The sequence below is a fragment of the Clostridium sp. HCS.1 genome (assembly GCF_047900555.1).
Classification (GTDB): domain Bacteria; phylum Bacillota; class Clostridia; order Clostridiales; family Clostridiaceae; genus Clostridium.
This window is the reverse complement of the sequence record NZ_CP170704.1, coordinates 297,137-318,177: the sequence shown is the minus strand read 5'-3', so window position 1 is coordinate 318,177 and position 21,041 is coordinate 297,137. Positions and strand designations below refer to the sequence as shown.

The 21,041-nt window shown below is 33.4% G+C and carries 37 protein-coding genes; all 37 read right to left on the bottom strand.

The features are described 5' to 3' along the window. Positions 1-61 precede the first annotated feature (61 nt). On the bottom strand, positions 62-796 hold the full coding sequence (gene truA, locus ACFYH6_RS01630) for a tRNA pseudouridine(38-40) synthase TruA (protein ID WP_416179363.1): 735 nt from the start codon (positions 794-796) through the stop codon (positions 62-64). Positions 797-819: 23 nt separating this feature from the next. After that, entirely contained in the window at positions 820-1,623 is an 804-nt protein-coding gene (locus tag ACFYH6_RS01625) for an energy-coupling factor transporter transmembrane component T (RefSeq protein WP_316345384.1), read from the bottom strand. 11 nt (positions 1,624-1,634) lie between these two features. Beyond that, positions 1,635-2,495 (bottom strand): energy-coupling factor transporter ATPase, encoded by an 861-nt coding sequence (locus ACFYH6_RS01620; protein WP_316345383.1) that lies wholly within the window; start codon positions 2,493-2,495, stop codon positions 1,635-1,637. Continuing rightward, a complete protein-coding gene (locus ACFYH6_RS01615) occupies positions 2,480-3,325 on the bottom strand; it encodes an energy-coupling factor transporter ATPase (protein WP_316345382.1) in 846 nt (281 codons plus the stop codon). The genes ACFYH6_RS01620 and ACFYH6_RS01615 overlap by 16 nt, the downstream gene beginning before the upstream one ends. Positions 3,326-3,530: 205 nt before the next feature. Beyond that, positions 3,531-3,872, bottom strand: coding sequence for a 50S ribosomal protein L17 (gene rplQ, locus ACFYH6_RS01610; protein ID WP_136006894.1), 342 nt, complete (start codon positions 3,870-3,872; stop codon positions 3,531-3,533). Positions 3,873-3,886: 14 nt separating this feature from the next. Continuing rightward, the gene (locus ACFYH6_RS01605) at positions 3,887-4,834 is read right to left on the bottom strand and encodes a DNA-directed RNA polymerase subunit alpha (RefSeq protein ID WP_291625358.1); all 948 of its coding nucleotides are present in this window, start codon (positions 4,832-4,834) and stop codon (positions 3,887-3,889) included. Positions 4,835-4,936: 102 nt separating this feature from the next. Further along, positions 4,937-5,557 carry a 30S ribosomal protein S4 gene (rpsD, locus tag ACFYH6_RS01600; RefSeq protein WP_316345612.1) on the bottom strand — a complete coding sequence of 207 codons (621 nt, stop codon included), beginning with the start codon at positions 5,555-5,557 and terminating at the stop codon, positions 4,937-4,939. Between the two features lie 23 nt (positions 5,558-5,580). Then, positions 5,581-5,973: a 30S ribosomal protein S11 gene (gene rpsK / locus ACFYH6_RS01595; RefSeq protein ID WP_316345685.1), complete on the bottom strand. Its 393-nt coding sequence runs from the start codon at positions 5,971-5,973 to the stop codon at positions 5,581-5,583. 15 nt (positions 5,974-5,988) lie between these two features. Continuing rightward, positions 5,989-6,354 (bottom strand): 30S ribosomal protein S13, encoded by a 366-nt coding sequence (gene rpsM, locus ACFYH6_RS01590; RefSeq protein ID WP_291625365.1) that lies wholly within the window; start codon positions 6,352-6,354, stop codon positions 5,989-5,991. A gap of 217 nt (positions 6,355-6,571) precedes the next feature. Continuing rightward, positions 6,572-6,685, bottom strand: coding sequence for a 50S ribosomal protein L36 (gene rpmJ / locus ACFYH6_RS01585; RefSeq protein ID WP_016205879.1), 114 nt, complete (start codon positions 6,683-6,685; stop codon positions 6,572-6,574). 41 nt (positions 6,686-6,726) lie between these two features. Further along, positions 6,727-6,945: a translation initiation factor IF-1 gene (gene infA, locus ACFYH6_RS01580; RefSeq protein ID WP_066889870.1), complete on the bottom strand. Its 219-nt coding sequence runs from the start codon at positions 6,943-6,945 to the stop codon at positions 6,727-6,729. A gap of 7 nt (positions 6,946-6,952) precedes the next feature. Further along, positions 6,953-7,264, bottom strand: coding sequence for a KOW domain-containing RNA-binding protein (locus tag ACFYH6_RS01575; protein WP_316345498.1), 312 nt, complete (start codon positions 7,262-7,264; stop codon positions 6,953-6,955). Between the two features lie 51 nt (positions 7,265-7,315). Continuing rightward, positions 7,316-8,065, bottom strand: a complete 750-nt coding sequence (gene map / locus ACFYH6_RS01570; RefSeq protein WP_316345497.1) for a type I methionyl aminopeptidase — start codon at positions 8,063-8,065, stop codon at positions 7,316-7,318. Next, positions 8,065-8,715, bottom strand: coding sequence for an adenylate kinase (locus tag ACFYH6_RS01565; protein WP_316345496.1), 651 nt, complete (start codon positions 8,713-8,715; stop codon positions 8,065-8,067). The genes map and ACFYH6_RS01565 overlap by 1 nt, the downstream gene beginning before the upstream one ends. A 22-nt stretch (positions 8,716-8,737) precedes the next feature. Next, on the bottom strand, positions 8,738-10,012 hold the full coding sequence (gene secY, locus ACFYH6_RS01560; protein ID WP_316345499.1) for a preprotein translocase subunit SecY: 1,275 nt from the start codon (positions 10,010-10,012) through the stop codon (positions 8,738-8,740). 1 nt (position 10,013) lies between these two features. Next, a complete protein-coding gene (gene rplO / locus ACFYH6_RS01555; RefSeq protein ID WP_066889862.1) occupies positions 10,014-10,454 on the bottom strand; it encodes a 50S ribosomal protein L15 in 441 nt (146 codons plus the stop codon). A 21-nt stretch (positions 10,455-10,475) separates the two neighbouring features. Beyond that, positions 10,476-10,655, bottom strand: coding sequence for a 50S ribosomal protein L30 (rpmD, locus tag ACFYH6_RS01550; RefSeq protein WP_008681171.1), 180 nt, complete (start codon positions 10,653-10,655; stop codon positions 10,476-10,478). 12 nt (positions 10,656-10,667) lie between these two features. Further along, positions 10,668-11,165 (bottom strand): 30S ribosomal protein S5, encoded by a 498-nt coding sequence (gene rpsE, locus ACFYH6_RS01545; RefSeq protein ID WP_156626112.1) that lies wholly within the window; start codon positions 11,163-11,165, stop codon positions 10,668-10,670. Between the two features lie 19 nt (positions 11,166-11,184). Next, positions 11,185-11,547, bottom strand: coding sequence for a 50S ribosomal protein L18 (gene rplR, locus ACFYH6_RS01540; RefSeq protein ID WP_416179364.1), 363 nt, complete (start codon positions 11,545-11,547; stop codon positions 11,185-11,187). A 20-nt stretch (positions 11,548-11,567) separates the two neighbouring features. Further along, positions 11,568-12,110 (bottom strand): 50S ribosomal protein L6, encoded by a 543-nt coding sequence (rplF, locus tag ACFYH6_RS01535; RefSeq protein WP_416179365.1) that lies wholly within the window; start codon positions 12,108-12,110, stop codon positions 11,568-11,570. A 62-nt stretch (positions 12,111-12,172) separates the two neighbouring features. Then, the gene (gene rpsH / locus ACFYH6_RS01530; RefSeq protein ID WP_416179366.1) at positions 12,173-12,571 is read right to left on the bottom strand and encodes a 30S ribosomal protein S8; all 399 of its coding nucleotides are present in this window, start codon (positions 12,569-12,571) and stop codon (positions 12,173-12,175) included. A 31-nt stretch (positions 12,572-12,602) separates the two neighbouring features. Further along, positions 12,603-12,788, bottom strand: a complete 186-nt coding sequence (locus ACFYH6_RS01525; RefSeq protein ID WP_008681179.1) for a type Z 30S ribosomal protein S14 — start codon at positions 12,786-12,788, stop codon at positions 12,603-12,605. Between the two features lie 15 nt (positions 12,789-12,803). Further along, a complete protein-coding gene (gene rplE / locus ACFYH6_RS01520; RefSeq protein WP_066889853.1) occupies positions 12,804-13,346 on the bottom strand; it encodes a 50S ribosomal protein L5 in 543 nt (180 codons plus the stop codon). A 23-nt stretch (positions 13,347-13,369) separates the two neighbouring features. Next, entirely contained in the window at positions 13,370-13,684 is a 315-nt protein-coding gene (gene rplX / locus ACFYH6_RS01515) for a 50S ribosomal protein L24 (RefSeq protein ID WP_316345608.1), read from the bottom strand. A 17-nt stretch (positions 13,685-13,701) separates the two neighbouring features. Then, entirely contained in the window at positions 13,702-14,070 is a 369-nt protein-coding gene (gene rplN, locus ACFYH6_RS01510) for a 50S ribosomal protein L14 (RefSeq protein ID WP_008681183.1), read from the bottom strand. Between the two features lie 28 nt (positions 14,071-14,098). Beyond that, positions 14,099-14,353, bottom strand: a complete 255-nt coding sequence (rpsQ, locus tag ACFYH6_RS01505) for a 30S ribosomal protein S17 (RefSeq protein ID WP_066889849.1) — start codon at positions 14,351-14,353, stop codon at positions 14,099-14,101. A 22-nt stretch (positions 14,354-14,375) separates the two neighbouring features. Next, positions 14,376-14,588, bottom strand: a complete 213-nt coding sequence (gene rpmC / locus ACFYH6_RS01500; protein WP_008681185.1) for a 50S ribosomal protein L29 — start codon at positions 14,586-14,588, stop codon at positions 14,376-14,378. Next, a complete protein-coding gene (gene rplP / locus ACFYH6_RS01495) occupies positions 14,588-15,022 on the bottom strand; it encodes a 50S ribosomal protein L16 (RefSeq protein WP_316345582.1) in 435 nt (144 codons plus the stop codon). Before rplP ends, rpmC begins: the two co-directional genes overlap by 1 nt. Positions 15,023-15,039: 17 nt before the next feature. Then, positions 15,040-15,708, bottom strand: a complete 669-nt coding sequence (rpsC, locus tag ACFYH6_RS01490; RefSeq protein ID WP_316345581.1) for a 30S ribosomal protein S3 — start codon at positions 15,706-15,708, stop codon at positions 15,040-15,042. A gap of 19 nt (positions 15,709-15,727) precedes the next feature. Further along, entirely contained in the window at positions 15,728-16,063 is a 336-nt protein-coding gene (rplV, locus tag ACFYH6_RS01485; protein WP_291625432.1) for a 50S ribosomal protein L22, read from the bottom strand. A 21-nt stretch (positions 16,064-16,084) separates the two neighbouring features. Next, positions 16,085-16,369: a 30S ribosomal protein S19 gene (rpsS, locus tag ACFYH6_RS01480; protein WP_416179367.1), complete on the bottom strand. Its 285-nt coding sequence runs from the start codon at positions 16,367-16,369 to the stop codon at positions 16,085-16,087. Between the two features lie 68 nt (positions 16,370-16,437). Then, complete coding sequence (rplB, locus tag ACFYH6_RS01475) at positions 16,438-17,271, bottom strand: 50S ribosomal protein L2 (RefSeq protein WP_416179368.1); 834 nt, start codon at positions 17,269-17,271, stop codon at positions 16,438-16,440. A gap of 62 nt (positions 17,272-17,333) precedes the next feature. Continuing rightward, positions 17,334-17,624, bottom strand: a complete 291-nt coding sequence (rplW, locus tag ACFYH6_RS01470; protein ID WP_316345463.1) for a 50S ribosomal protein L23 — start codon at positions 17,622-17,624, stop codon at positions 17,334-17,336. Then, positions 17,624-18,244 (bottom strand): 50S ribosomal protein L4, encoded by a 621-nt coding sequence (gene rplD, locus ACFYH6_RS01465; protein WP_316345464.1) that lies wholly within the window; start codon positions 18,242-18,244, stop codon positions 17,624-17,626. Before rplD ends, rplW begins: the two co-directional genes overlap by 1 nt. Before the next feature lie 24 nt (positions 18,245-18,268). After that, the gene (gene rplC / locus ACFYH6_RS01460) at positions 18,269-18,898 is read right to left on the bottom strand and encodes a 50S ribosomal protein L3 (protein ID WP_291625443.1); all 630 of its coding nucleotides are present in this window, start codon (positions 18,896-18,898) and stop codon (positions 18,269-18,271) included. Positions 18,899-18,976: 78 nt separating this feature from the next. Further along, positions 18,977-19,285 carry a 30S ribosomal protein S10 gene (rpsJ, locus tag ACFYH6_RS01455; RefSeq protein ID WP_008681195.1) on the bottom strand — a complete coding sequence of 103 codons (309 nt, stop codon included), beginning with the start codon at positions 19,283-19,285 and terminating at the stop codon, positions 18,977-18,979. A gap of 559 nt (positions 19,286-19,844) precedes the next feature. Next, complete coding sequence (gene tuf / locus ACFYH6_RS01450) at positions 19,845-21,038, bottom strand: elongation factor Tu (protein WP_416179369.1); 1,194 nt, start codon at positions 21,036-21,038, stop codon at positions 19,845-19,847. Between the last annotated feature and the right edge of the window lie 3 nt (positions 21,039-21,041).

The following is a 21,041-nucleotide window of genomic DNA, read 5'->3' as shown; positions in this document are numbered from 1 at the left end:
ATACACGCACACGGGTGTGTCAACATATTTTATCTTTTAATTTCAATTAATTTAATTAATTTTAATAATAAACTTTTTCTAAGACTAATCCCGTTGCAGGCACGCATATTCCAGCCTTTTCTCTGTCTTTTTCAGCTATTATTTTCTCTATTTCCTTTGGCTTAATCTTATTAGAACCAACCATAATTAATGTTCCTACTATTATTCTAACCATATTATATAAGAAACCATCACCTGTTACATAAATTTTAATTATATCATTATATTCTTCTACATATAATTGAGATATTGTCCTTACTGTTGTTTTTACTGAACTACCACTACTTTTAAATGCTGCAAAATCATGGGTTCCTATAAAATACTTGCAGGCTTCTTTAATAGACTCTATATCTAATTTACGCTTTACATGATATAAATAATATCTATCTATGGCTGAAGGTACATCTCTATTTAATATGGAATAAGAATATGTTTTCCCCTTAGCATTATACCTAGCATGGAATTCTTCATCTACTTCCTCTGATTTTAATATTACAATATCATCAGGTAGCTTATGATTAATTGCTTCTCTATATTTATCTGATGGTATATTGTTATTTGTTTTAAAATTAGCTACAAAGCCTTTAGCATGAACACCAGCATCTGTTCTAGAGCTTCCTATAACTTCTACCTCTTCATTAGTAAGAACTCTTATGGCCTCTTCTATTGTGTTTTGTATAGTACTCCCTATTTTTTGCTTTTGCCATCCTAAATAGTTGGTTCCATCATATTCTATAGTAAGCTTTATATTTCTCATATTACATCACCTTTATTTAATTATTATAAAACGAATCTTATTAGAAAACTTCCTATTAGTAATATTGAAAATACAGCAAATGCTATAGCATCTTTATTTGAAAATTTTAATTCCTTCATTCTTGTTCTTCCAGCTCCACCTCTATATGCCCTAGATTCCATAGCCATAGCTAATTCATCTGCCCTTCTAAAGGAGCTTATAAATAAAGGCACTAATAGTGGTATTAAACTCTTTGCTTTTTGAACTAATCCACCACTTTCAAAATCAGCACCTCTGGCTTTTTGTGCCATCATTATCTTGTCTGTTTCATCCATTAACGTAGGAATAAATCTTAATGCTATTGTCATCATCATAGCAAGTTCATGTGCCATTTCCTTTCCAATTGGTCTAAGTAATCTTTCTATACCATCAGTTAGTTCAATTGGAGATGTTGTTAATGTTAATACTGAAGTTCCCATAATTAAGAAAATAAGTCTTAATGCCATAAATCCAGCCGTTCTAAGACCCTCAGTATATATTTTTATAAAACCTAATTGTAATATTAATGTTTCTGATGTTCCTTTAATCATAAATATATTTAAAACAGCAGTAAAAATAATAAGAAAAAATACAGGCTTTAGTCCTTTATATAAATATTTAGGTGGTAATTTAGCTATATAAACAGTTAAAGCTAAGAAACCTACAATTAGTATATATCCTATAAATTTATCTATTACGAACAGAGAGACAATAAATAAAATAGATAAAATTATTTTAGTTCTAGGATCTAATTTATGAACAAAGGTTTCGCCTGGTATATATTGACCTATAGTTATATCTTTTATCATTTTTTATCACCCTAATTTTTATCTTTCTTTAAAATTCTAAGTAGCTCTTCTTTTCCTTGCTTAATAGTATAAACTTCATCTGAAACATCAAAGCCCTTTGCTTTTAATGCTCTCATAAGGTAAGTTACTTGAGGAACTGCAAGGCCTATACTTTCTAATGTATCAATTTCTTTAAATACCATAGCTGGAGTACCTTCTAAAGCAACCTTTCCACTATTCATAACTATTATTCTTTCAGCTAGTTTCCCTACATCCTCCATACTGTGACTAACTAATATGATAGTCATCTTATAGTCAGTATGTAATTTCTTTATTTGATCTAAAATATCATCTCTTCCCTTTGGATCTAATCCTGCTGTAGGTTCATCTAATATAAGAACCTTTGGCTCCATAGCAATTACACCCGCTATAGCTACTCTTCTTTTTTGTCCTCCACTTAAATCAAATGGGGATTTATTTCTATACGTTTCATAATCTAAACCTACCATCTTCATGGCATTCTTTACTCTTCTAGTTATTTCATCTTGTTCTAGTCCTAAATTCCTAGGTCCATATTCTATATCCTTTTCAATAGTTTCTTCAAATAATTGATATTCTGGATATTGAAAAACTAGCCCTACTTTTTTTCTTATATCAGTAAGTTTAACACCTGGCTTTGTTATATCTTCTCCATCTACTATTATTCTTCCTGATGTTGGTTTAAGTAAGCCATTCATATGTTGAATTAATGTTGATTTTCCTGAACCTGTATGCCCAATAAGTGCAACAAATTCACCATTATTTATTTCTATATTTACATTATCTAAAGCCACTTTTTCAAAAGGAGATTTTGGCATATAAACATGTACTAAATTTTCTATTTTAATTGACATATCGCATTCACCATCTCATCTACATTTAAAATATTTGTATCTATATCTATACCATTATTCTTTAATTCATAACATAATTCCGTAACTTGAGGAACATCTAATCCTATCTTTTTCATCTTTTCCACATTAGAAAATACTTCTCTAGGCTTTCCTTCTAAAATTACTTTGCCCTCATCCATTACAATAATTCTATCTGCCTCAGCAGCTTCATCCATATAATGAGTTATAAGTACTATTGTTATTCCATAATTCTTATTTATTTCTTTTATATTTCTTAAAACTTCTTTTCTTCCTGAGGGATCAAGCATAGCTGTTGGTTCATCAAATATTATGCATTCTGGTTTCATAGCTAAAATTCCAGCTATAGCAATTCTTTGTTTTTGACCTCCAGAAAGTAAGTGTGGTGCATGTCTTCTATATTCATACATTCCAACTTTTTTTAAGCTTTCATCTACTCTTTTTCTAATTTCCTCTGGGGGTACTCCAAGATTCTCTGGTCCAAATGCAACATCTTCTTCAACTATTGTTGCTACTAATTGGTTATCAGGATTTTGAAATACCATTCCAGCTTTAGATCTAATTGTCCATAAATTATTAGGATCTAAGGTATCTAAGCCATCTACTATTACCGTTCCTTCAGAGGGTAATAAAAGAGCATTCATATGCTTTGCAATAGTTGATTTACCAGATCCATTATGACCCAATACAACTAAAAATTCCCCTTTTTCCACTTGAAAGTTAACGCCATTAACAGCATACCTTTCCTCTTCTCCTTCATGAACTCTATATTTAAAAGATACATCATTGCATTTAATCATTGCTTCTTTCATAATATATCCCCTCCTTAAATTGGCTAATTTTCATTAAGTATTATATAAAATCTTAATAAGTGTATATACATTAGCATAAGAATATTATAATATACATTTTTTCAATTACAATTATTTTAATAATAAATTTTTAAGTTCTTATATAATATTTAATTTTTTATATGCAAAAATGGGGACTAAGTTATATCACTTAATCCCCTATATATTATACTAATTCTAGTATAACAACTTCAGCTCCGTCCCCTCTTCTTGGGCCTTTTTTGTACATTCTAGTGTATCCACCATTTCTTTCAGCGTACTTTGGAGCAACATTGTCAAATAGGTTTTGAACTACTTCTTCTTCGTGAACAAAAGCTAAAACTTGTCTTCTAGCGTGAAGGTCACCTCTTTTTGCTAAAGTGATCATCTTTTCAGCTAACTTTCTAGTTTCTTTTGCTCTTGTTTCAGTTGTTTCTATTTTACCATGCTTTAAAAAGCTTGTAACAAGGCTTCTTAACATAGCTCTTCTTTGGTCAGTAGGACGACCTAATTTACGATAACCTGCCATATGGATTTACCTCCTTACTCATCGTTTAGTCTTAATCCTAAGCCTAATTCCTTAAGCTTTCTTTCGACTTCCTCTAAAGATTTCTTTCCTAGATTTCTTACCTTCATCATGTCATCCATTGATTTTCCAGCAAGTTCTTGTACTGTGTTTATGCCAGCTCTCTTTAAACAGTTATATGATCTAACTGATAAATCTAGCTCTTCAACAGTCATTTCTAGTACTTTTTCTTTTTTATCTTCTTCTTTTTCTATCATAATTTCTACATCATTAGTGCTATCTCCTAATGACATAAATAATTTGAAATGTTCTATAAGAATTTTTGCAGATAAGCTTATAGCTTCATCTATTTTTATAGTTCCATTAGTCCAGATTTCTAAAGTTAATTTATCATAGTCAGTAATTTGACCAACTCTTGTATTTTCTACAGTAAAATTAACTCTTTTAACTGGTGTATAAATTGAATCTACAGCAATAGCTGATAATGGAAGGTCTTCACTCTTATTTTTATTTTGAGTAACATATCCTCTTCCTCTATTAACTGTTATCTCCATATATAACTTGCCATTGTCATCTAATGTAGCAATATGAAGATCTTTGCTTACAACTTCAACATCTCCATCAGTCTTTATATCTGCACCTGTAACTACTCCAGGTCCTTGAGCATCTATATATATTGTCTTTGGACCTTCACCATTCATTATTAATGCTAAAGATTTGATGTTTAAGATTATTTCTGTAACATCTTCTTTAACACCTTGTACAGTTGAAAATTCATGTAGTACTCCATCAATTTTTACTGATGTTGGAGCTGCACCTGGAAGTGATGATAAAAGTATTCTTCTTAGAGCATTTCCAAGAGTTATACCATAACCTCTTTCCAATGGTTCAACTACATATTTACCATAAGTACCATTTTCATTTGCTTCTATACATTCAATTATTGGCTTTTCTATTTCTAACATGTACAAACCCTCCTTATATTTTAAATGGCAACATTATTCTGAGGGCAATTGCTTATATATTTGTATTGTAAGATAAATCTTAACAATACAAATACTAAACTATTACTTGCTGTATAACTCAACGATAAGAGTTTCATTAACTGGAACGTCAATATCTTCTCTTGCTGGTTCAGCAATTACTTTACCTGAATAATTTTCAACATTTGCTTCTAACCATTTTGGTAATGTCTTTGGATTTTCAATAAATGTCTTGAATTTTTCAGTTCCTCTGCTCTTTTCTGAAACTAATATTTCATCATTAACAGAAACTTTATATGAAGGAATATCAACCTTCTTACCATTTACTAAGAAATGTCCATGAGTAACTAATTGTCTAGCTTCAGCTCTTGAAGCACCATAACCTAGCTTATAAACAACGTTATCTAGTCTCATTTCTAGTAACTTAAGTAAGTTTTCACCTGTAATACCTTTCATATGCTCAGCCTTTTCATAGTAAGTTCTGAATTGGCCTTCTAAAACTCCGTATATTCTTCTAGCTTTTTGCTTTTCTCTTAATTGTACTCCGTAGTTAGATAATTTCTTCTTAGCTGCTCCATGTTGTCCTGGCGCATAGCTTCTTCTAACAAAAGCACATTTATCTGTATAACATCTATCCCCTTTAAGGAATAACTTCATACCTTCTCTTCTACATAATCTACATGTAGCTCCAGTATATCTTGCCATTAATTACACCTCCTATATGAATACTAGACTCTTCTTCTCTTTGGTGGTCTACATCCGTTGTGTGGAATTGGAGTAACATCTTTAATTAGAGTTACTTCTAATCCTGCCGCTTGTAAAGATCTGATTGCTGCTTCTCTACCAGCACCTGGTCCCTTTACATATACTTCTATACTTTTTAATCCATGTTCCATAGCTGCTTTAGCTGCTGTTTCTGCTGCCATTTGAGCTGCGAATGGAGTGCTTTTTCTTGATCCTCTGAAGCCTAGAGCTCCTGCACTTGACCATGATAAAGCATTTCCTACTGCATCAGTTAAAGTAACTATTGAGTTATTGAAAGTTGATTTGATGTGTGCAGCACCATGCTCAATATTCTTTCTCTCTTTTCTTCTTCTAGTCTTTTTAACTTTTTGAGCCATCGAATTCCCTCCTCACTACTTCTTCTTATTTGCGATAGTTTTCTTTGGACCTTTTCTAGTTCTAGCATTAGTCTTAGTTTTTTGTCCTCTAACTGGAAGACCTTTTCTATGTCTAATACCTCTGTAACATCCAATTTCTACTAATCTTTTGATATTTAATGCAACTTCTCTTCTTAAGTCACCTTCAATTGTTAATGTTTTTACGTATTCTCTGATCTTAGTTACTTCATCTTCAGTAAGATCTTTAACTCTTGTATCAGGATTTACTCCTGTTTCTGCTAAAATCTTATGTGAAGTAGAAAGTCCTATACCATATATATATGTTAGACCTATTTCAACTCTTTTTTCTCTTGGTAGGTCTACACCTGAAATTCTTGCCATTAAACTTACACCTCCTGATATTGAAATGCATACAACTTTAATTATATGTTTTTTTATATAATTAAATCCTAGGTCAGTAGAGTCTAACTCTACTGTCAGCCGCACCTAAAATTTATCTGCTTATTTAAATGCCTATATAATCATATTTGAGTTTAACTCAAAAGTCAATACGATTTACATAGTAAAATTATACTTTTTTTGCCTATACTTTTTTGTATTAGCCTTGTTTTTGCTTGTGCTTAGGATTTTCACAGATAACCATTACTTTTCCTTTTCTTCTTATAATCTTGCACTTTTCGCAAATAGGCTTAACTGATGGTCTTACTTTCATCGCTAACCCTCCTTGTAATACTTAGTGGATCTTCCACTTTATTATTTAGCTCTCCATGTTATTCTACCTCTTGTTAGATCATATGGAGAAAGTTCTATTGTAACCTTATCTCCTGGTAGAATTCTTATGAAGTTCATTCTTAATTTTCCTGATATATGTGCTAGAATCTTATGCCCACTTTCTAGTTCAACTTGGAACATAGCATTTGGCAATGCTTCTAGTACAGTACCTTGCATTTCTATTACATCATCTTTTGACATAAGGTAATCAACCCTCCTTAACAATGCCTTTAAGTTTTAGAAATCTTTTTATTTTTAAATCAGTACCTCTATCCTTTGATATGATAGATGCTTTAATCTCATCATCTACATCCTCTAAAACACTTATATGCTTTAAATTCTTCTGTTTAGGCATCTGAACTGTTTTAGTGCTCCCATTACTAAGAATTACATAATCATCACTTAACTGCCCTATTACAACATATAAATGACTTTTATCTCTTCCTCTTTTTGAAAGAACCATTTTCCCAATTAAGTCATTGTTTTGCAAACTTTTCACCTCAATGATTACCTTAGTCATAAATCTACAAGCCACCCTTTGGTATCATGCGAATTTATAACTAAGCAACACTTATCTAATCAGTGTTAATATTTCGGGTCCATCTGGTAAAATTACAATCGTGTTTTCGTAGTGTGCAGATAGACTTCCATCACTAGTTACTACAGTCCAATCATTGCTTAATGTTTTAACTTTATAGTTGCCCACATTAACCATAGGTTCAATAGCTAATGCCATTCCCTCCACTAATTTTGGCCCTCTTCCTGGACGACCATAATTAGGTATATCTGGATCTTCGTGTACAACTCTACCTATACCGTGTCCTACGAAATCTCTTACTACGGAAAAGCCTGCTGCTTCTACGCAGTTCTGTATTTCATGTGATATATCAGTAAGTCTGTTACCTACTTTAGCATATTCAATTCCCTTAAAAAAGCTTTCCTCTGTTACATTAATTAACCTTTCAGCTTCTTTCGTTATATTTCCTACACCAAAAGTTCTTGCAGCATCACCGTGAAAGCCATTTATATTAGCTCCACAGTCCACACTAACTATATCTCCATCTTTTAATACATAACCTCCTGGGATCCCATGAACTACTTGCTCGTTAACAGATATACATAGTGAAGCTGGAAAACCATATAGACCTTTGAATGAAGGCCTTGCTCCATGCTTAGTTATAAATTCTTCTGCTATCCTGTCTAATTCAGCAGTAGTTATTCCTGGTCTTACTTTTTCCTCAATAAGTAGTAATGTTTCTGCTACTATCTTACCTGCTGATCTCATTAGATCAATCTCTTTGTTGTTTTTAATGATAATCATTATTTAACACTCCCTAAGATATTACAGATCCCTTCAAATACTTCATTAATAGCTTTTGTTCCATCTACAATTGAAAGTAAGTTTCTTTCTTTATAAAAATCAATCAGTGGTTGTGTTTGTCTCTCATACACATCAAGTCTTTCAGACACTGTTTCTTCTGTGTCGTCTTTTCTTTGGATTATATCACTTCCACAAACATCACATTTTCCTGCTATCTTTGGTGGATTAAACTTTATATGATAGCTAGCTCCACATGATGGACATACTCTTCTACCAGTCATTCTTTCTAAAATAAATCCAGTAGGTACTTCAATCAATAAAGCTGTATCAAGTGATTCATTTCTATCTGAAAGGAATTCTTGAAGAGCCTCTGCTTGATGAACTGTCCTTGGAAAGCCATCTAACAAGTATCCTTCTTTACAGTCTTCTTGTTGTAACCTATCTTTTACCATATTAATAGTAATTTCATCTGGTACTAACTGTCCTTTATCGATGTGCTTTTTAGCTTCTATTCCTAAAGGAGTATTTTCAGAAATGTTTTTTCTAAATATATCTCCAGTAGAAATATGTGGTATTGAGTATCTATTACTAATTGATTTTGCCTGTGTTCCCTTACCTGCTCCAGGAGGACCTAATAATACTATCTTCACCGGCATCATCTCCATTATTAATCTATTTTAAGAATCCTTGATAATGTCTCATTACTAATTGTGAATCTAATTGTCTTGAGAAATCAAGTCCAACACCAACCATAATTAATAATGAGGTTCCACCAAATTGAATTCCTTGTAATTGTGAATTTGAAATTAATATTGGTAGTATTGCTAATAAAGCTGCAAATACTCCTCCAATTAATGATACTTTTGTAAGTACTCTTTCAAAATGCTTTTCTGTTGCTTCTCCCGGTCTTATTCCTGGTACAAATCCTGCTGATTTGTGCAGATTTTCTGCCATTTCATCAGGCTTAAATGTAATTTGTGTATAGAACCATGTAAAGAATATAGTTAATATAGAATAAACTACTGGATACATCCATGTTGTTTCATTGAATATACTATATGGATTACTTACTATCCAAATTGCCCAGTCATGATTTGGGAAAAATTCTGCAATTGTCTTAGGGAACATCATAACTGACATAGCAAAGATTATTGCTATAACAGCAGATCCTATTATGCTTAATGGAATGTGAGTGCTTTGGCCTCTCATCATTTTAGATCCAACAGCTTTACCAGCATATTGAACAGGTATTCTTCTTTCTGCTAATGAGAAGAATATTACAAGACATAATAACAATATTGCAGCAGCAACAAATAATAAAATACCTATAATAGATATTTTCCCTTGATCCTTTAATGTAAATAATGACATTAAAGTTGTAGGTAACTGTGATACTATATTTACAAATATTAGTATGGATATTCCATTACCAAATCCTTTAGCAGTAATTTGATCTCCTAACCACATACAGAATGTTGATCCTGCTACTAACGCTATTAAAACAATAATAACTTCATACCATGACATCCCGAATGTAGCACCTCTAGCTGCAACCATACTATAAGTTCCAAAAGCAAGAACAAATCCAATTGCTATAGATAAAATTCTTGTAATCTTTTGTATTTTCTTTCTTCCTTCTTCACCTTCTTTTGAAAGTTGTTCTAATGAAGGAATTGCTATAGTCAATAATTGAACTATTATAGAAGCATTAATGTAAGGTGTTACACTTAGTGCAAATATACTAAATTGTCTAAATGCTCCTCCTGATATTAAATCATAGAAACCAAATATAGTTCCACTACTTGCTAAACTCTTTAAAACATCTGTGCGCATTCCAGGAACAGGAATATGTGTTCCTATCCTGAAAATTGCAACTAAAAATATAGTCCATAAAAATCTCTTTTTTAATTCGGGAACCTTCCAGGCATTACGTAGGGTTGATAGCATACTAAATCACCTCAACTTTTCCTCCAGCTGCTTCTATCTTTTCAGCCGCTGATTTTGAGAACTTACATCCTTTTACAGTTAGGCTCTTCTCTAGTGTACCATTTCCTAAAATCTTAACTCCGTCTTTTACCTTACTTATAACTCTTCTTTCAAGTAAAACTTCTGGTGTTATTTCAGTTCCATTTTCAAATATATTTAATCTATCAACGTTAATACTTACATATTGTTTAGCAAATATATTTGTGAAACCTCTCTTAGGAAGTCTTCTATATAATGGCATTTGACCACCTTCAAATCCTGGTCTAACTCCACCACCTGATCTAGCCTTTTGGCCCTTTTCACCTTTTCCAGCATTTCTACCTAATCCTGAACCAGTACCTCTACCAACTCTTTTAGGAGCTTTCTTACTTCCAGCTGCTGGCTTTAATTCATGAAGCTTCATTACTCAATGCACCTCCTCTTACTAAACTTCTTCTACTTTTAGTAGATAGTCAACTTTATTAATCATTCCTCTGATTTGAGGAGTTTCTTCATGTTCTACTGTCTTACCAATCTTTTTTAGTCCAAGGGCATGTGCAGTAGCAATATGGTCTTTTTTTCTTCCAATTAAACTCTTAACAAGAGTAACTTTAATTTTTGCCATTGCTTTTCCCTCCTAACCTAAAATTTCTTCAACAGTTTTGCCTCTTAATTTAGCTATATCTTCAGCTGTTCTTAAGTTTGCTAAACCGTTAATTGTAGCATTTACCATGTTTTTTGGATTGTTTGAACCTAATGACTTAGCTCTAACATCCTTTAATCCTGCTAATTCTAATACAGATCTAGCTGGACCTCCAGCGATAACTCCTGTACCTTCTTTAGCTGGCATTATAAGAACTTTACCAGTTCCGAATTTTCCATATATTTGATGAGGAACAGTTGTTCCAACTATAGCAACACTTACTAAGTGTTTCTTAGCGTCTTCTATTCCTTTTTTAATTGCTTCTGGGATTTCTATTGACTTACCCATTCCAACGCCTACGTGTCCGTTCTCGTCGCCAACAACTACTAAAGCGCTGAATCTGAAGTTTCTACCACCCTTAACAACCTTAGTTACTCTGTTTATATTAACAACCTTTTCCTTAAGGTCTAGTGTGCTAGGATCGATTCTCATGTATTTCCCTCCTTGTTTATTAGAATTTTAAGCCTGCTTCTCTAGCAGCTTCAGCTAAAGATTGAACTCTTCCATGATATACGTATCCACCTCTGTCGAATACTACTTCTGAGATTCCTTTTTCTAAAGCTTTTTTAGCTATTAATTCACCAACTAATTTAGCTGCTTCTTTATTTCCGCCAACTTTAACATCAACTGCTTTATCTAAGCTTGAAGCTGAAACTAATGTTACTGAATTAACATCATCTATAATTTGAGCATATATATTTTTTTCACTTCTATATACTGAAAGTCTTGGTCTTTCAGGAGTACCAGAAATTTTCTTACGTACTCTTAGGTGACGTCTTTCTCTACTAGCTTTTCTGTCTACCTTCTTAAACATAAAGGTTTCACTCCTTTCTATTATTTCTTACCAGTTTTACCTTCTTTACGTCTGATTACTTCGTTATCATACTTAATTCCTTTACCCTTATATGGTTCAGGTTTTCTCCATGATCTTATATCAGCCGCAGCAGCTCCAACCTTTTCCTTGTCTATTCCTTTAACAATAACTTTTGTTGCAGCTGGAGTTTCGAAAGTAACACCTTCAAGTGGTTCTATTTCAACTGGATGTGAATATCCTAAGTTCATTACAAGTTTCTTTCCTTGTAATTGAGCTCTGTAACCAACACCGATTAATTCTAAGCTCTTTTCAAATCCTTTTTCAACTCCGATTATCATGTTGTTGATTAATGCTCTAGTTAATCCGTGAAGAGCTCTATGCTCTTTTTGATCGCTAGGTCTAGTAACCACAACATGGTTATTTTCAACTGCTATATTCATGTCTTTGTTCATAGCTTTAACAAGTTCGCCCTTTGGACCCTTAACTGAAACAACATTATCTGCTGAAACAGCTACAGTTACGCCTGCAGGTATAGTTATAGGCAATCTACCTACTCTTGACATAATCGCACCTCCTGTTTTACTTGTTCTTATATATGTTAATCTAGTTACTTTCTAATTTGGAATTACCAAACGTAGCAAACTACTTCTCCGCCTAATCCAGCTTTTCTAGCTTCTCTATCAACTAATAAACCAGTTGATGTTGATATTATAGCTATTCCTAGTCCGCTTAATACCTTTGGAATTTCATCTTTCTTGCAGTAAACTCTTAGTCCTGGTTTAGAAATTCTCTTTATACCAGTTATAACTCTTTCTTTATCTGCACCATACTTAAGAGATATTCTTAACATTGGAACAACACCATCGTTATATTCCTCTAATTCTTTAATGTATCCCTCTTGTAATAATATATTTGCAATAGCCTTCTTCACGTTTGATGAAGGAACTTCTACTACTTCATGTTTAACAGAATTTGCGTTTCTGATACGAGTAAGCAAATCTGCGATAGGATCTGTCATAACCATTTAATGTGCCTCCTTTCACTATATCAGTTTTTTACCAACTTGCTTTCTTACAACCAGGGATTTGACCCTTGTAAGCAAGTTCTCTAAAACATATACGGCATATACCAAACTTCTTTAATACTGAATGTGGTCTTCCACATATTCTACATCTTGTATAAGCTCTTGTTTTATATTTAGGTTCTTTTTTCCACTTTTCAATAATAGCCTTACGTGCCACGGTTTCCCCTCCTTATTATTGAGCAAATGGCATACCAAGGAATCTTAATAATTCTCTTGCTTCTTCGTCAGTGTTAGCTGTTGTTACGAAGATAATATCCATTCCTCTAACCTTATCGATTTTATCGTATTCAATTTCTGGGAATATTAATTGTTCTTTAACTCCTAATGAGTAATTTCCTCTACCATCAAAAGCTTTGCTTGAAACTCCTCTGAAGTCTCTAACTCTTGGTAAAGCAATTGTCATTAGCTTGTCAGCAAATTCATACATTTTTGCTTTTCTTAATGTAACTTTACATCCTAAAGCCATGTTTTCTCTTATCTTAAAGTTAGCAACTGATTTCTTTGCTCTTGTTAAGATTGGCTTTTGACCTGCAATAATGCTTAAATCATTAACTGCTGCTTCTAATATTTTTTGATTGTCCTTAGCTTCTCCAACACCCATGTTGATAACTATCTTCTCAAGCTTTGGAACTTCCATTATATTTTTATATCCGAACTTTTCAATCATAGCTGGAATTACTTCTTTTTGATACTTCTCTTGAAGTCTTGTTGTCATAATTTAGTACCTCCTTTCAGATTCTAGAATGTTTCTCCGCACTTCTTACAAGCTCTAACCTTAGTACCATCTTCTAATATTCTGTTACTAATTCTTGTAGCATTTTTGCACTTTGTGCAGTATAACATAACTTTTGAGCTGTATATAGCTCCTTCTCTTTCAACTATTCCACCTTGCATATTTGCTCTGCTTGGTTTTTGGTGCTTTTTAACTATATTAACTCCTTGAACAATAACTTTACCTGTTTTAGGATATACTTTTAAAACTTCACCAGTTTTTCCTTTATCTTTACCAGAAACAACTACAACTGTGTCGTTTTTTCTAACATGTACCTTCAAATAAGACACCTCCTCCATTATAGAACTTCAGGTGCTAATGATAAAATCTTGTTAAATTCGTTATCTCTTAGCTCCCTAGCAACTGGTCCGAAGATACGAGTTCCTCTTGGTTGCTTATCATCCTTTATAATAACAGCTGCATTTTCATCAAACTTAATGTATGAACCGTCAGCTCTTCTTAATCCTCTAACTGATCTAACTATAACAGCTTTTACAACGTCTCCCTTTTTAACAACTCCGCCTGGTGTTGCACTTTTAACGCTAGCAACTATTACATCTCCAATGTTACCGAACTTTCTCTTTGATCCGCCTAAAACTCTTATGCACATTATTTCCTTTGCACCTGAGTTATCTGCTACTTTTAGTAAGGTTTGTTGTTGTATCATTGAATTACCCTCCTTTCAGACTTAAAGCCTATTTAGCTTTTTCAACTATTTCAACAAGTCTCCATCTCTTATCCTTAGATAATGGTCTAGTTTCCATAATTAAAACTCTATCATTAATTTTAGCTTCATTGTTTTCATCATGAGCTTTAAACTTAGTTGTTCTATTAACTGTTTTACCATATAATGGGTGTCTAACCTTAGTCTCAACAGCAACAACTATTGTTTTATCCATTTTATCTGAAACAACTCTACCTATTCTTTTCTTTCTTAATCCTCTTTCCATTAAGAGTTACCTCCTTTCAGATTTACTGCTCGAAAGCCCTGATCTCTTCTTCTCTAATGATGGTTTTGATTTGGGCTATAGATTTCTTTACTTCTCTTATTCTCATAGGGTTTTCTAATTGACCTGTAGCTAATTGGAATCTTAAGTTGAATAACTCAGCCTTAAGGTCATTTAATTTAACCTTTAAATCTTGAGGATTATTTGCTCTTAATTCTTTTAATTCTCTAGCCTTCATTATTCTTCACCACCCATTTCCTCAAAATCTCTTCTTGTAACGAATTTACACTTTACAGGAAGTTTGTGTGATGCAAGTCTCATAGCTTCTCTTGCAACTTCTTCATTAACTCCTGATAATTCGAATAAAACTCTACCAGGTTTAACTACTGCTACCCAGTATTCTGGTGAACCTTTACCTGAACCCATTCTTGTTTCAGCTGGTTTTTCAGTAACTGGCTTATCTGGGAAAATCTTTATCCAAAGTTTTCCTCCTCTTCTTATATATCTGTTTATAGCAATTCTGGCAGATTCAATTTGATTACTAGTAATCCAACCACAGTTCATTGCTTGAATACCAAAATCTCCGTATGCAAGGAAATTACCTCTTGTAGCTTTTCCCTTCATTCTACCACGTTGTACCTTACGATGCTTAACTCTTTTAGGCATTAACATGACTAATTCCTCCTTTCTTATGCGTTAACTTCTTCCTTCTTTTCAACTTTTTTAGTTGGAAGAACTTCTCCATTATAAACCCAAACTTTTACGCCGATCTTTCCATAAGTTGTGTCAGCTTCTGCAAAACCATAATCGATGTCCGCTCTTAAAGTTTGTAGTGGAATTGTTCCTTCATGATATTGTTCAGTTCTTGCTATTTCAGCTCCACCTAATCTACCTGAACAAGCAGTTTTAACACCTTTTGCTCCAAGTCTCATAGCTCTTTGGATACTTTGCTTCATAGCTCTTCTAAATGATACTCTTTTTTCTAATTGAGCAGCTATATTTTCTGCCATTAATTGAGCATCTGCTTCAGAATTTTTAACTTCAACTATATTGATTAATAAATTCTTATTATCAACAACTTTAGCTAATTTAGCTTTTAAAGCTTCAATTCCTGCTCCACCTTTTCCTATAATAACACCTGGTTTAGCAGTATATATATTTAACTTAACTCTCTTTGCAGCTCTTTCAATTTCAATCTTTGAAATACCAGCTGAGAAAAGTTCCTTCTTTACGAATTCTCTTATTTTGTTATCTTCGATTAGATTATCAGCGAAATTCTTCTTTGAAGCATACCACTTAGCATCCCAATCCTTGATAACTCCTACTCTAAGTCCGTGAGGATGTACTTTTTGACCCACTTGATTTCCCTCCTTCTTTTTAAGCTCTTTCTCTAACTACAAGTGTAATGTTACTTGTTCTCTTGTTTATTCTAAACGCTTTACCGTGATCCATAGGTCTGAATCTCTTAAGTGTTGGACCTGCACCAACGAATGCTTCTGCTACATATAATCTTTCTACATCCATTTCGTGATTATTTTCTGCATTAGCAACAGCTGATTTTAAAACTTTATTTATAACAACAGCTGCATCTTTTGGAGTATATTGTAAAATAGCGAAAGCCTCTTGAATATTTTTTCCTCTTATTAAATCAAGAACTACTCCTACTTTTGTTGGAGACATTCTAACATATTTAGCTATAGCTCTAGCTTCCATTTATGTTCCTCCTTTCCGGGATTACTTTCTTTTTCTTGCTGCTTTTTCGTCATAATCGTGTCCTCTGTAAGTTCTAGTTAATGCGAACTCACCAAGCTTGTGTCCAACCATATCTTCGCTAACGAAAACTGGAACATGCTTTCTTCCATCGTGAACAGCAATTGTATGACCAATCATTTGTGGGAATATTGTTGAACTTCTTGACCAAGTTTTAACAACCTTCTTATCTCCACTAGCATTCATTTCTTCGATTTTCTTTATAAGTCCTTCGTGTACGAAAGGTCCTTTTTTTGTTGATCTACTCACTATAATTTGCCTCCCTTCATAATCTCTAGGCTGACAAGCCATGAAGAGAATATTAATTTCTCTTCATACTACTTATCGTTTCTTCTCTTTATTATGAATTTGTCAGAATACTTCTTATTCTTTCTAGTCTTGTATCCAAGTGCTGGTTTACCCCATGGAGTAACTGGACTTGGTCTACCGATAGGTGATCTACCTTCACCACCACCGTGAGGGTGATCGCAAGGATTCATTACAGAACCTCTAACTGTAGGTCTCCATCCCATATGTCTCTTTCTACCAGCTTTACCGATATTGATTATATCGTTAGTAGTATTTGAAACAGTTCCGATTGTAGCTCTACATTCGATTCTAACATATCTCATTTCACCTGAAGGCAATCTTAATGTAGCATAGTTACCTTCTTTAGCCATTAATTGAGCTGAAGTACCAGCTGATCTTACCATTTGGCCACCTTTGCCAATTTGTAATTCTATGTTGTGTACAAATGTACCTACTGGTATGTTCTTTAATGGAAGAGCGTTACCTACTTTTATATCAGCATCTGCTCCTGAAACTATAACATCTCCAACCTTTAATCCAACTGGAGCAATTATATATCTCTTTTCACCATCAGCATATACAACTAATGCAATGTATGCTGTTCTGTTTGGATCGTATTCTATTGTAGCAACCTTTGCTGGAATACCGTCCTTATTTCTCTTGAAATCTATAACTCTATATTTTCTCTTAGCTCCACCACCGTGGTGTCTAACAGTTATTTTACCTTGTGCATTTCTACCACCAGTTTTAGTTAATGAAACTAAAAGTGACTTCTCAGGAGTACTTGTTGTAACTTCTTCAAAAGTAGCCATAGTCATTTGTCTTCTTGATGGGGTAGTTGGTCTAAACTTTTTAACTGCCATGTAAATTCCCTCCTTACTTAAGCTTCTCTGGTATTAAATACCAATAATACGCTTTATTCGCGTTATTGCATTCCTTCAAAGAATTCTATGTTCTTACTGTCTTCAGTTAAAGTAATAACTGCTTTCTTGAAGTCTGCTCTTTTTCCTACATGTACGCCCATTCTCTTTGTTTTTCCCATAGTTCTTAAAGTCTGAACTTTTTCAACCTTAACGCCGAAGATTTCTTCTACAGCTTTTTTGATTTGAACTTTGTTAGCATTTATTTGAACTATGAAAGTGTACTTCTTGTCTGCCATAGCAGTCATACTTTTTTCAGTGATAACAGGCTTTCTTATAATATCATAGCTTGTCATTATGCGTACACCTCCTCAATTTTTGATACAGCATCCTTAGTTATGATTAATTTCTCAAACTTTAATAAATCATAAACATTGATGTTGTTAACTGGCATAATTTGTACATCAGCGATATTTCTAGCTGATTTGTAAAGTACTTCGTTAGATTCTCCAGTTACTATTAAAGTTTTCTTAGCATCAAATGCTTTTAAAACCTCAACCATATTTTTAGTCTTTGGAGCTTCGAATGATAATGCTTCAAGTACTACCATTTGGTTATCTTGAACCTTGCTAGTTAAAGCAGATTTCATAGCAACTCTTCTCATGCTCTTTGGAACTGAAACTCTGTAATCTCTTGGTTTTGGTGCAAAAACAATACCACCTTTTATCCATTGAGGTGATCTAATAGAACCTTGTCTTGCTCTACCAGTTCCCTTTTGTCTCCAAGGCTTGATTCCGCCTCCTCTAACCTCAGCTCTTGTTTTAGCTGATTGAGTTCCTTGTCTCTTGTTTGCTAATAAAGCAACTACTACTTGATGCATAGCATCTGTATTAACTTCAACTCCGAACACATTATTATTTAATTGGATATCTCCAACTTGTTTTCCTTCTTGATTAAATAATCCTACTGTAGGCATTCTGTTTCCTCCTTTCTACAGAAATTAAGCTTTAACTGCATTTCTTATTACTACTGTACCTTTATTAGGTCCTGGGATACCACCCTTGATTAGTATTAAGTTCTTTTCAGCTATAACCTTAACTACTTCTAAGTTTAATACTGTTGTATTTACAGCACCCATATGTCCTGGCATATGTTTGTTTTTGAAAGTTCTTGATGGATCTGATGAAGCTCCCATTGAACCAACAGCTCTATGGAACTTAGAACCGTGACTCATAGGTCCTCTGTTAGCATTCCATCTCTTGATAACACCTTGGAATCCCTTACCTTTAGAAACTCCTGATACATCAACTTTTTCTCCAACTTCAAATAAATCAGCCTTTATTTCTTGACCAACTTCATAAGCTGAACAATCTTCTAATCTTAATTCCTTTAATCTTCTCTTTAATGAAACTCCTGCCTTAGCATAGTGTCCCTTCTTTGGCTTATTAACTAACTTTTCTCTTACGTCTCCAAAACCAACTTGTATTGCTTCATAACCATCTTTTTCGATAGTCTTCTTTTGAACAACAACACATGGGCCAGCTTCTACTACAGTTACAGGAACAACTTTTCCGTTAGCATCAAAGATTTGAGTCATCCCAATTTTCTTTCCTAATATAGCTTTTTTCATGTATCTACACCTCCTAAACATATTAGCGGATTGTTATACAATCATAATAGTTCAAACTGTTTATTTAATAAATATTTATTATAGCTTAATTTCGATATCAACACCAGCTGGTAAGTTTAATCTCATTAACGCATCAACTGTCTTTGGTGATGGATTAACTATATCAATTAATCTCTTGTGTGTTCTGATTTCGAATTGCTCTCTTGAATCTTTGTATTTGTGAACAGCTCTTAATATAGTAACAACATCTTTTTCAGTTGGTAGTGGTACTGGACCTGCAACCTTTGCTCCTGTTGATTTAGCTGTTTCAACAATTTTTTCAGCTGATTGATCTAAAATATTGTGATCAAAAGCCTTTAATCTGATTCTTATTTTTTGTTTTGACATCTTGGTTTCCCTCCTTTTCATGTACGCTTTACTTCTAACGCACAACAGCGGATGTTCTATAAACTGTTCCACGTGTTTCACACTTTAACACATGGTACTACAAAACCCCTGTCGTTGGATTCTAGATCCTAACATACTCATCAGGAATTAACCCGGAAGTCCGGCAACCTCCTGACTCATCGCTGTTCGCTATACAACTCCTACATTATACTATGTTTACATAGGCTTTTCAAGAGTTTTTTTATCATTTTTCTTAATTTTTAAAACATCGCTTTTCTTGTATTATTATATATAATTTCTTCAGCAAATATATTTTATATGCTATCCTCTCTTTTATCAATACATTTTTTAGTGTAATTTTTCACCAGATTTTTTTCATTATTATTATTTTTAACTATTTTAAATATATTAATCATTTACATAAGATGAATAATTTTATTTAATAATAATAAAAATATTTAATAATAATAAAAAAGAGAGTAAAGGCGTCCCCTTACTCTCTAAATGTGATCACAAATTAATTACTTATTTTAAATTCTTACTTTTATTATAGAAGTTACTATTCTATTATGCTAGTAACAACTCCTGAACCTACAGTTCTTCCACCTTCTCTGATAGCGAATCTTAATCCTTCGTCCATAGCAACTCTAGTGATTAATTCAACATTCATATCGATGTGGTCTCCTGGCATAACCATTTCCATTCCTTCTGGTAATTTGATTGAACCAGTAACGTCTGTTGTTCTGAAGTAGAATTGTGGTCTATATCCATCGAAGAATGGAGTATGTCTTCCACCTTCTTCTTTTTTAAGTACGTATACTTGACCTACGAACTTGTTGTGTGGCTTAACTGATCCAGTCTTTGCTAATACTTGACCTCTTTCGATGTCAGTTCTTTGAACTCCTCTTAAAAGAACTCCAACGTTATCTCCAGCTTGCGCTTCGTCTAGTAACTTTCTGAACATTTCTATTCCTGTTACTACTACTTTTCTGCTTTCTTCTGCTAATCCAACGATTTCTACTTCGTCTCCTACGTGAAGAACTCCTCTTTCAACTCTTCCTGTAGCAACTGTTCCTCTACCAGTGATTGTGAATACATCTTCTACTGGCATTAAGAATGGCTTATCTGTTGCTCTTTCTGGAGTTGGGATATAGCTATCAACAGCTTCCATTAATTCTAAGATTGGTGCTATAGCTTTTTCATCTGTTGGGTTTTCTAATGCTTGTAAAGCTGAACCCTTTATTACTGGAATGTCATCTCCTGGGAAGTTGTATTCTGATAATAATTCTCTAACTTCCATTTCAACTAATTCTAATAATTCTTCATCATCTACCATATCAGCTTTGTTTAAGAATACTACTATGTAGTCAACTCCAACTCTTGATGCTAGTAGGATGTGTTCTCTTGTTTGTGGCATTGGACCATCTGCAGCTGAAACAACTAAGATAGCTCCATCCATTTGAGCAGCTCCTGTAATCATGTTCTTAACATAGTCAGCGTGTCCTGGACAGTCAACGTGAGCATAGTGTCTGTTTTCTGTTTGGTATTCAACGTGAGCTGTATTGATTGTGATTCCTCTTTCTTTTTCTTCTGGAGCCTTATCAATTTCATCATATTTAAATGATTCTGCTAATCCTCTGTTTGCTAAAACAGTTGTGATTGCAGCTGTTAAAGTTGTCTTACCGTGGTCAACGTGACCGATTGTTCCAATGTTTACGTGTGGTTTGCTTCTTTCGAATTTTTGCTTTGCCATTGT

What these genes read in the sequence shown, in the direction of transcription:
- truA (WP_416179363.1), bottom strand. Translation starts at nt 796, where the DNA reads ATGAGAAATATAAAGCTTACTATAGAATATGATGGAACCAACTATTTA.
- ACFYH6_RS01625 (WP_316345384.1), bottom strand. Translation starts at nt 1,623, where the DNA reads ATGATAAAAGATATAACTATAGGTCAATATATACCAGGCGAAACCTTT.
- ACFYH6_RS01620 (WP_316345383.1), bottom strand. Translation starts at nt 2,495, where the DNA reads ATGTCAATTAAAATAGAAAATTTAGTACATGTTTATATGCCAAAATCT.
- ACFYH6_RS01615 (WP_316345382.1), bottom strand. Translation starts at nt 3,325, where the DNA reads ATGAAAGAAGCAATGATTAAATGCAATGATGTATCTTTTAAATATAGA.
- rplQ (WP_136006894.1), bottom strand. Translation starts at nt 3,872, where the DNA reads ATGGCAGGTTATCGTAAATTAGGTCGTCCTACTGACCAAAGAAGAGCT.
- ACFYH6_RS01605 (WP_291625358.1), bottom strand. Translation starts at nt 4,834, where the DNA reads ATGTTAGAAATAGAAAAGCCAATAATTGAATGTATAGAAGCAAATGAA.
- rpsD (WP_316345612.1), bottom strand. Translation starts at nt 5,557, where the DNA reads ATGGCAAGATATACTGGAGCTACATGTAGATTATGTAGAAGAGAAGGT.
- rpsK (WP_316345685.1), bottom strand. Translation starts at nt 5,973, where the DNA reads ATGGCTCAAAAAGTTAAAAAGACTAGAAGAAGAAAAGAGAGAAAGAAT.
- rpsM (WP_291625365.1), bottom strand. Translation starts at nt 6,354, where the DNA reads ATGGCAAGAATTTCAGGTGTAGACCTACCAAGAGAAAAAAGAGTTGAA.
- rpmJ (WP_016205879.1), bottom strand. Translation starts at nt 6,685, where the DNA reads ATGAAAGTAAGACCATCAGTTAAGCCTATTTGCGAAAAGTGCAAGATT.
- infA (WP_066889870.1), bottom strand. Translation starts at nt 6,945, where the DNA reads ATGTCAAAAGATGATGTAATAGAAATGCAAGGTACTGTACTAGAAGCA.
- ACFYH6_RS01575 (WP_316345498.1), bottom strand. Translation starts at nt 7,264, where the DNA reads ATGACTAAGGTAATCATTGAGGTGAAAAGTTTGCAAAACAATGACTTA.
- map (WP_316345497.1), bottom strand. Translation starts at nt 8,065, where the DNA reads ATGATTATCATTAAAAACAACAAAGAGATTGATCTAATGAGATCAGCA.
- secY (WP_316345499.1), bottom strand. Translation starts at nt 10,012, where the DNA reads ATGCTATCAACCCTACGTAATGCCTGGAAGGTTCCCGAATTAAAAAAG.
- rplO (WP_066889862.1), bottom strand. Translation starts at nt 10,454, where the DNA reads ATGAAGCTTCATGAATTAAAGCCAGCAGCTGGAAGTAAGAAAGCTCCT.
- rpmD (WP_008681171.1), bottom strand. Translation starts at nt 10,655, where the DNA reads ATGGCAAAAATTAAAGTTACTCTTGTTAAGAGTTTAATTGGAAGAAAA.
- rpsE (WP_156626112.1), bottom strand. Translation starts at nt 11,165, where the DNA reads ATGAGAATCGATCCTAGCACACTAGACCTTAAGGAAAAGGTTGTTAAT.
- rplR (WP_416179364.1), bottom strand. Translation starts at nt 11,547, where the DNA reads ATGTTTAAGAAGGTAGACAGAAAAGCTAGTAGAGAAAGACGTCACCTA.
- rplF (WP_416179365.1), bottom strand. Translation starts at nt 12,110, where the DNA reads ATGTCAAGAGTAGGTAGATTGCCTATAACTATACCTGCAGGCGTAACT.
- rpsH (WP_416179366.1), bottom strand. Translation starts at nt 12,571, where the DNA reads ATGGTTATGACAGATCCTATCGCAGATTTGCTTACTCGTATCAGAAAC.
- rplE (WP_066889853.1), bottom strand. Translation starts at nt 13,346, where the DNA reads ATGACAACAAGACTTCAAGAGAAGTATCAAAAAGAAGTAATTCCAGCT.
- rplN (WP_008681183.1), bottom strand. Translation starts at nt 14,070, where the DNA reads ATGATACAACAACAAACCTTACTAAAAGTAGCAGATAACTCAGGTGCA.
- rpsQ (WP_066889849.1), bottom strand. Translation starts at nt 14,353, where the DNA reads ATGGAAAGAGGATTAAGAAAGAAAAGAATAGGTAGAGTTGTTTCAGAT.
- rpmC (WP_008681185.1), bottom strand. Translation starts at nt 14,588, where the DNA reads ATGAAGGCTAGAGAATTAAAAGAATTAAGAGCAAATAATCCTCAAGAT.
- rplP (WP_316345582.1), bottom strand. Translation starts at nt 15,022, where the DNA reads ATGTTAATGCCTAAAAGAGTTAAGCATCGTAAGGTACAACGTGGTAGA.
- rplV (WP_291625432.1), bottom strand. Translation starts at nt 16,063, where the DNA reads ATGGAAGCTAGAGCTATAGCTAAATATGTTAGAATGTCTCCAACAAAA.
- rplB (WP_416179368.1), bottom strand. Translation starts at nt 17,271, where the DNA reads ATGGCAGTTAAAAAGTTTAGACCAACTACCCCATCAAGAAGACAAATG.
- rplW (WP_316345463.1), bottom strand. Translation starts at nt 17,624, where the DNA reads ATGACAAGCTATGATATTATAAGAAAGCCTGTTATCACTGAAAAAAGT.
- rplD (WP_316345464.1), bottom strand. Translation starts at nt 18,244, where the DNA reads ATGCCTACAGTAGGATTATTTAATCAAGAAGGAAAACAAGTTGGAGAT.
- rplC (WP_291625443.1), bottom strand. Translation starts at nt 18,898, where the DNA reads ATGAAAAAAGCTATATTAGGAAAGAAAATTGGGATGACTCAAATCTTT.
- rpsJ (WP_008681195.1), bottom strand. Translation starts at nt 19,285, where the DNA reads ATGTCAAAACAAAAAATAAGAATCAGATTAAAGGCTTTTGATCACAAT.
- tuf (WP_416179369.1), bottom strand. Translation starts at nt 21,038, where the DNA reads ATGGCAAAGCAAAAATTCGAAAGAAGCAAACCACACGTAAACATTGGA.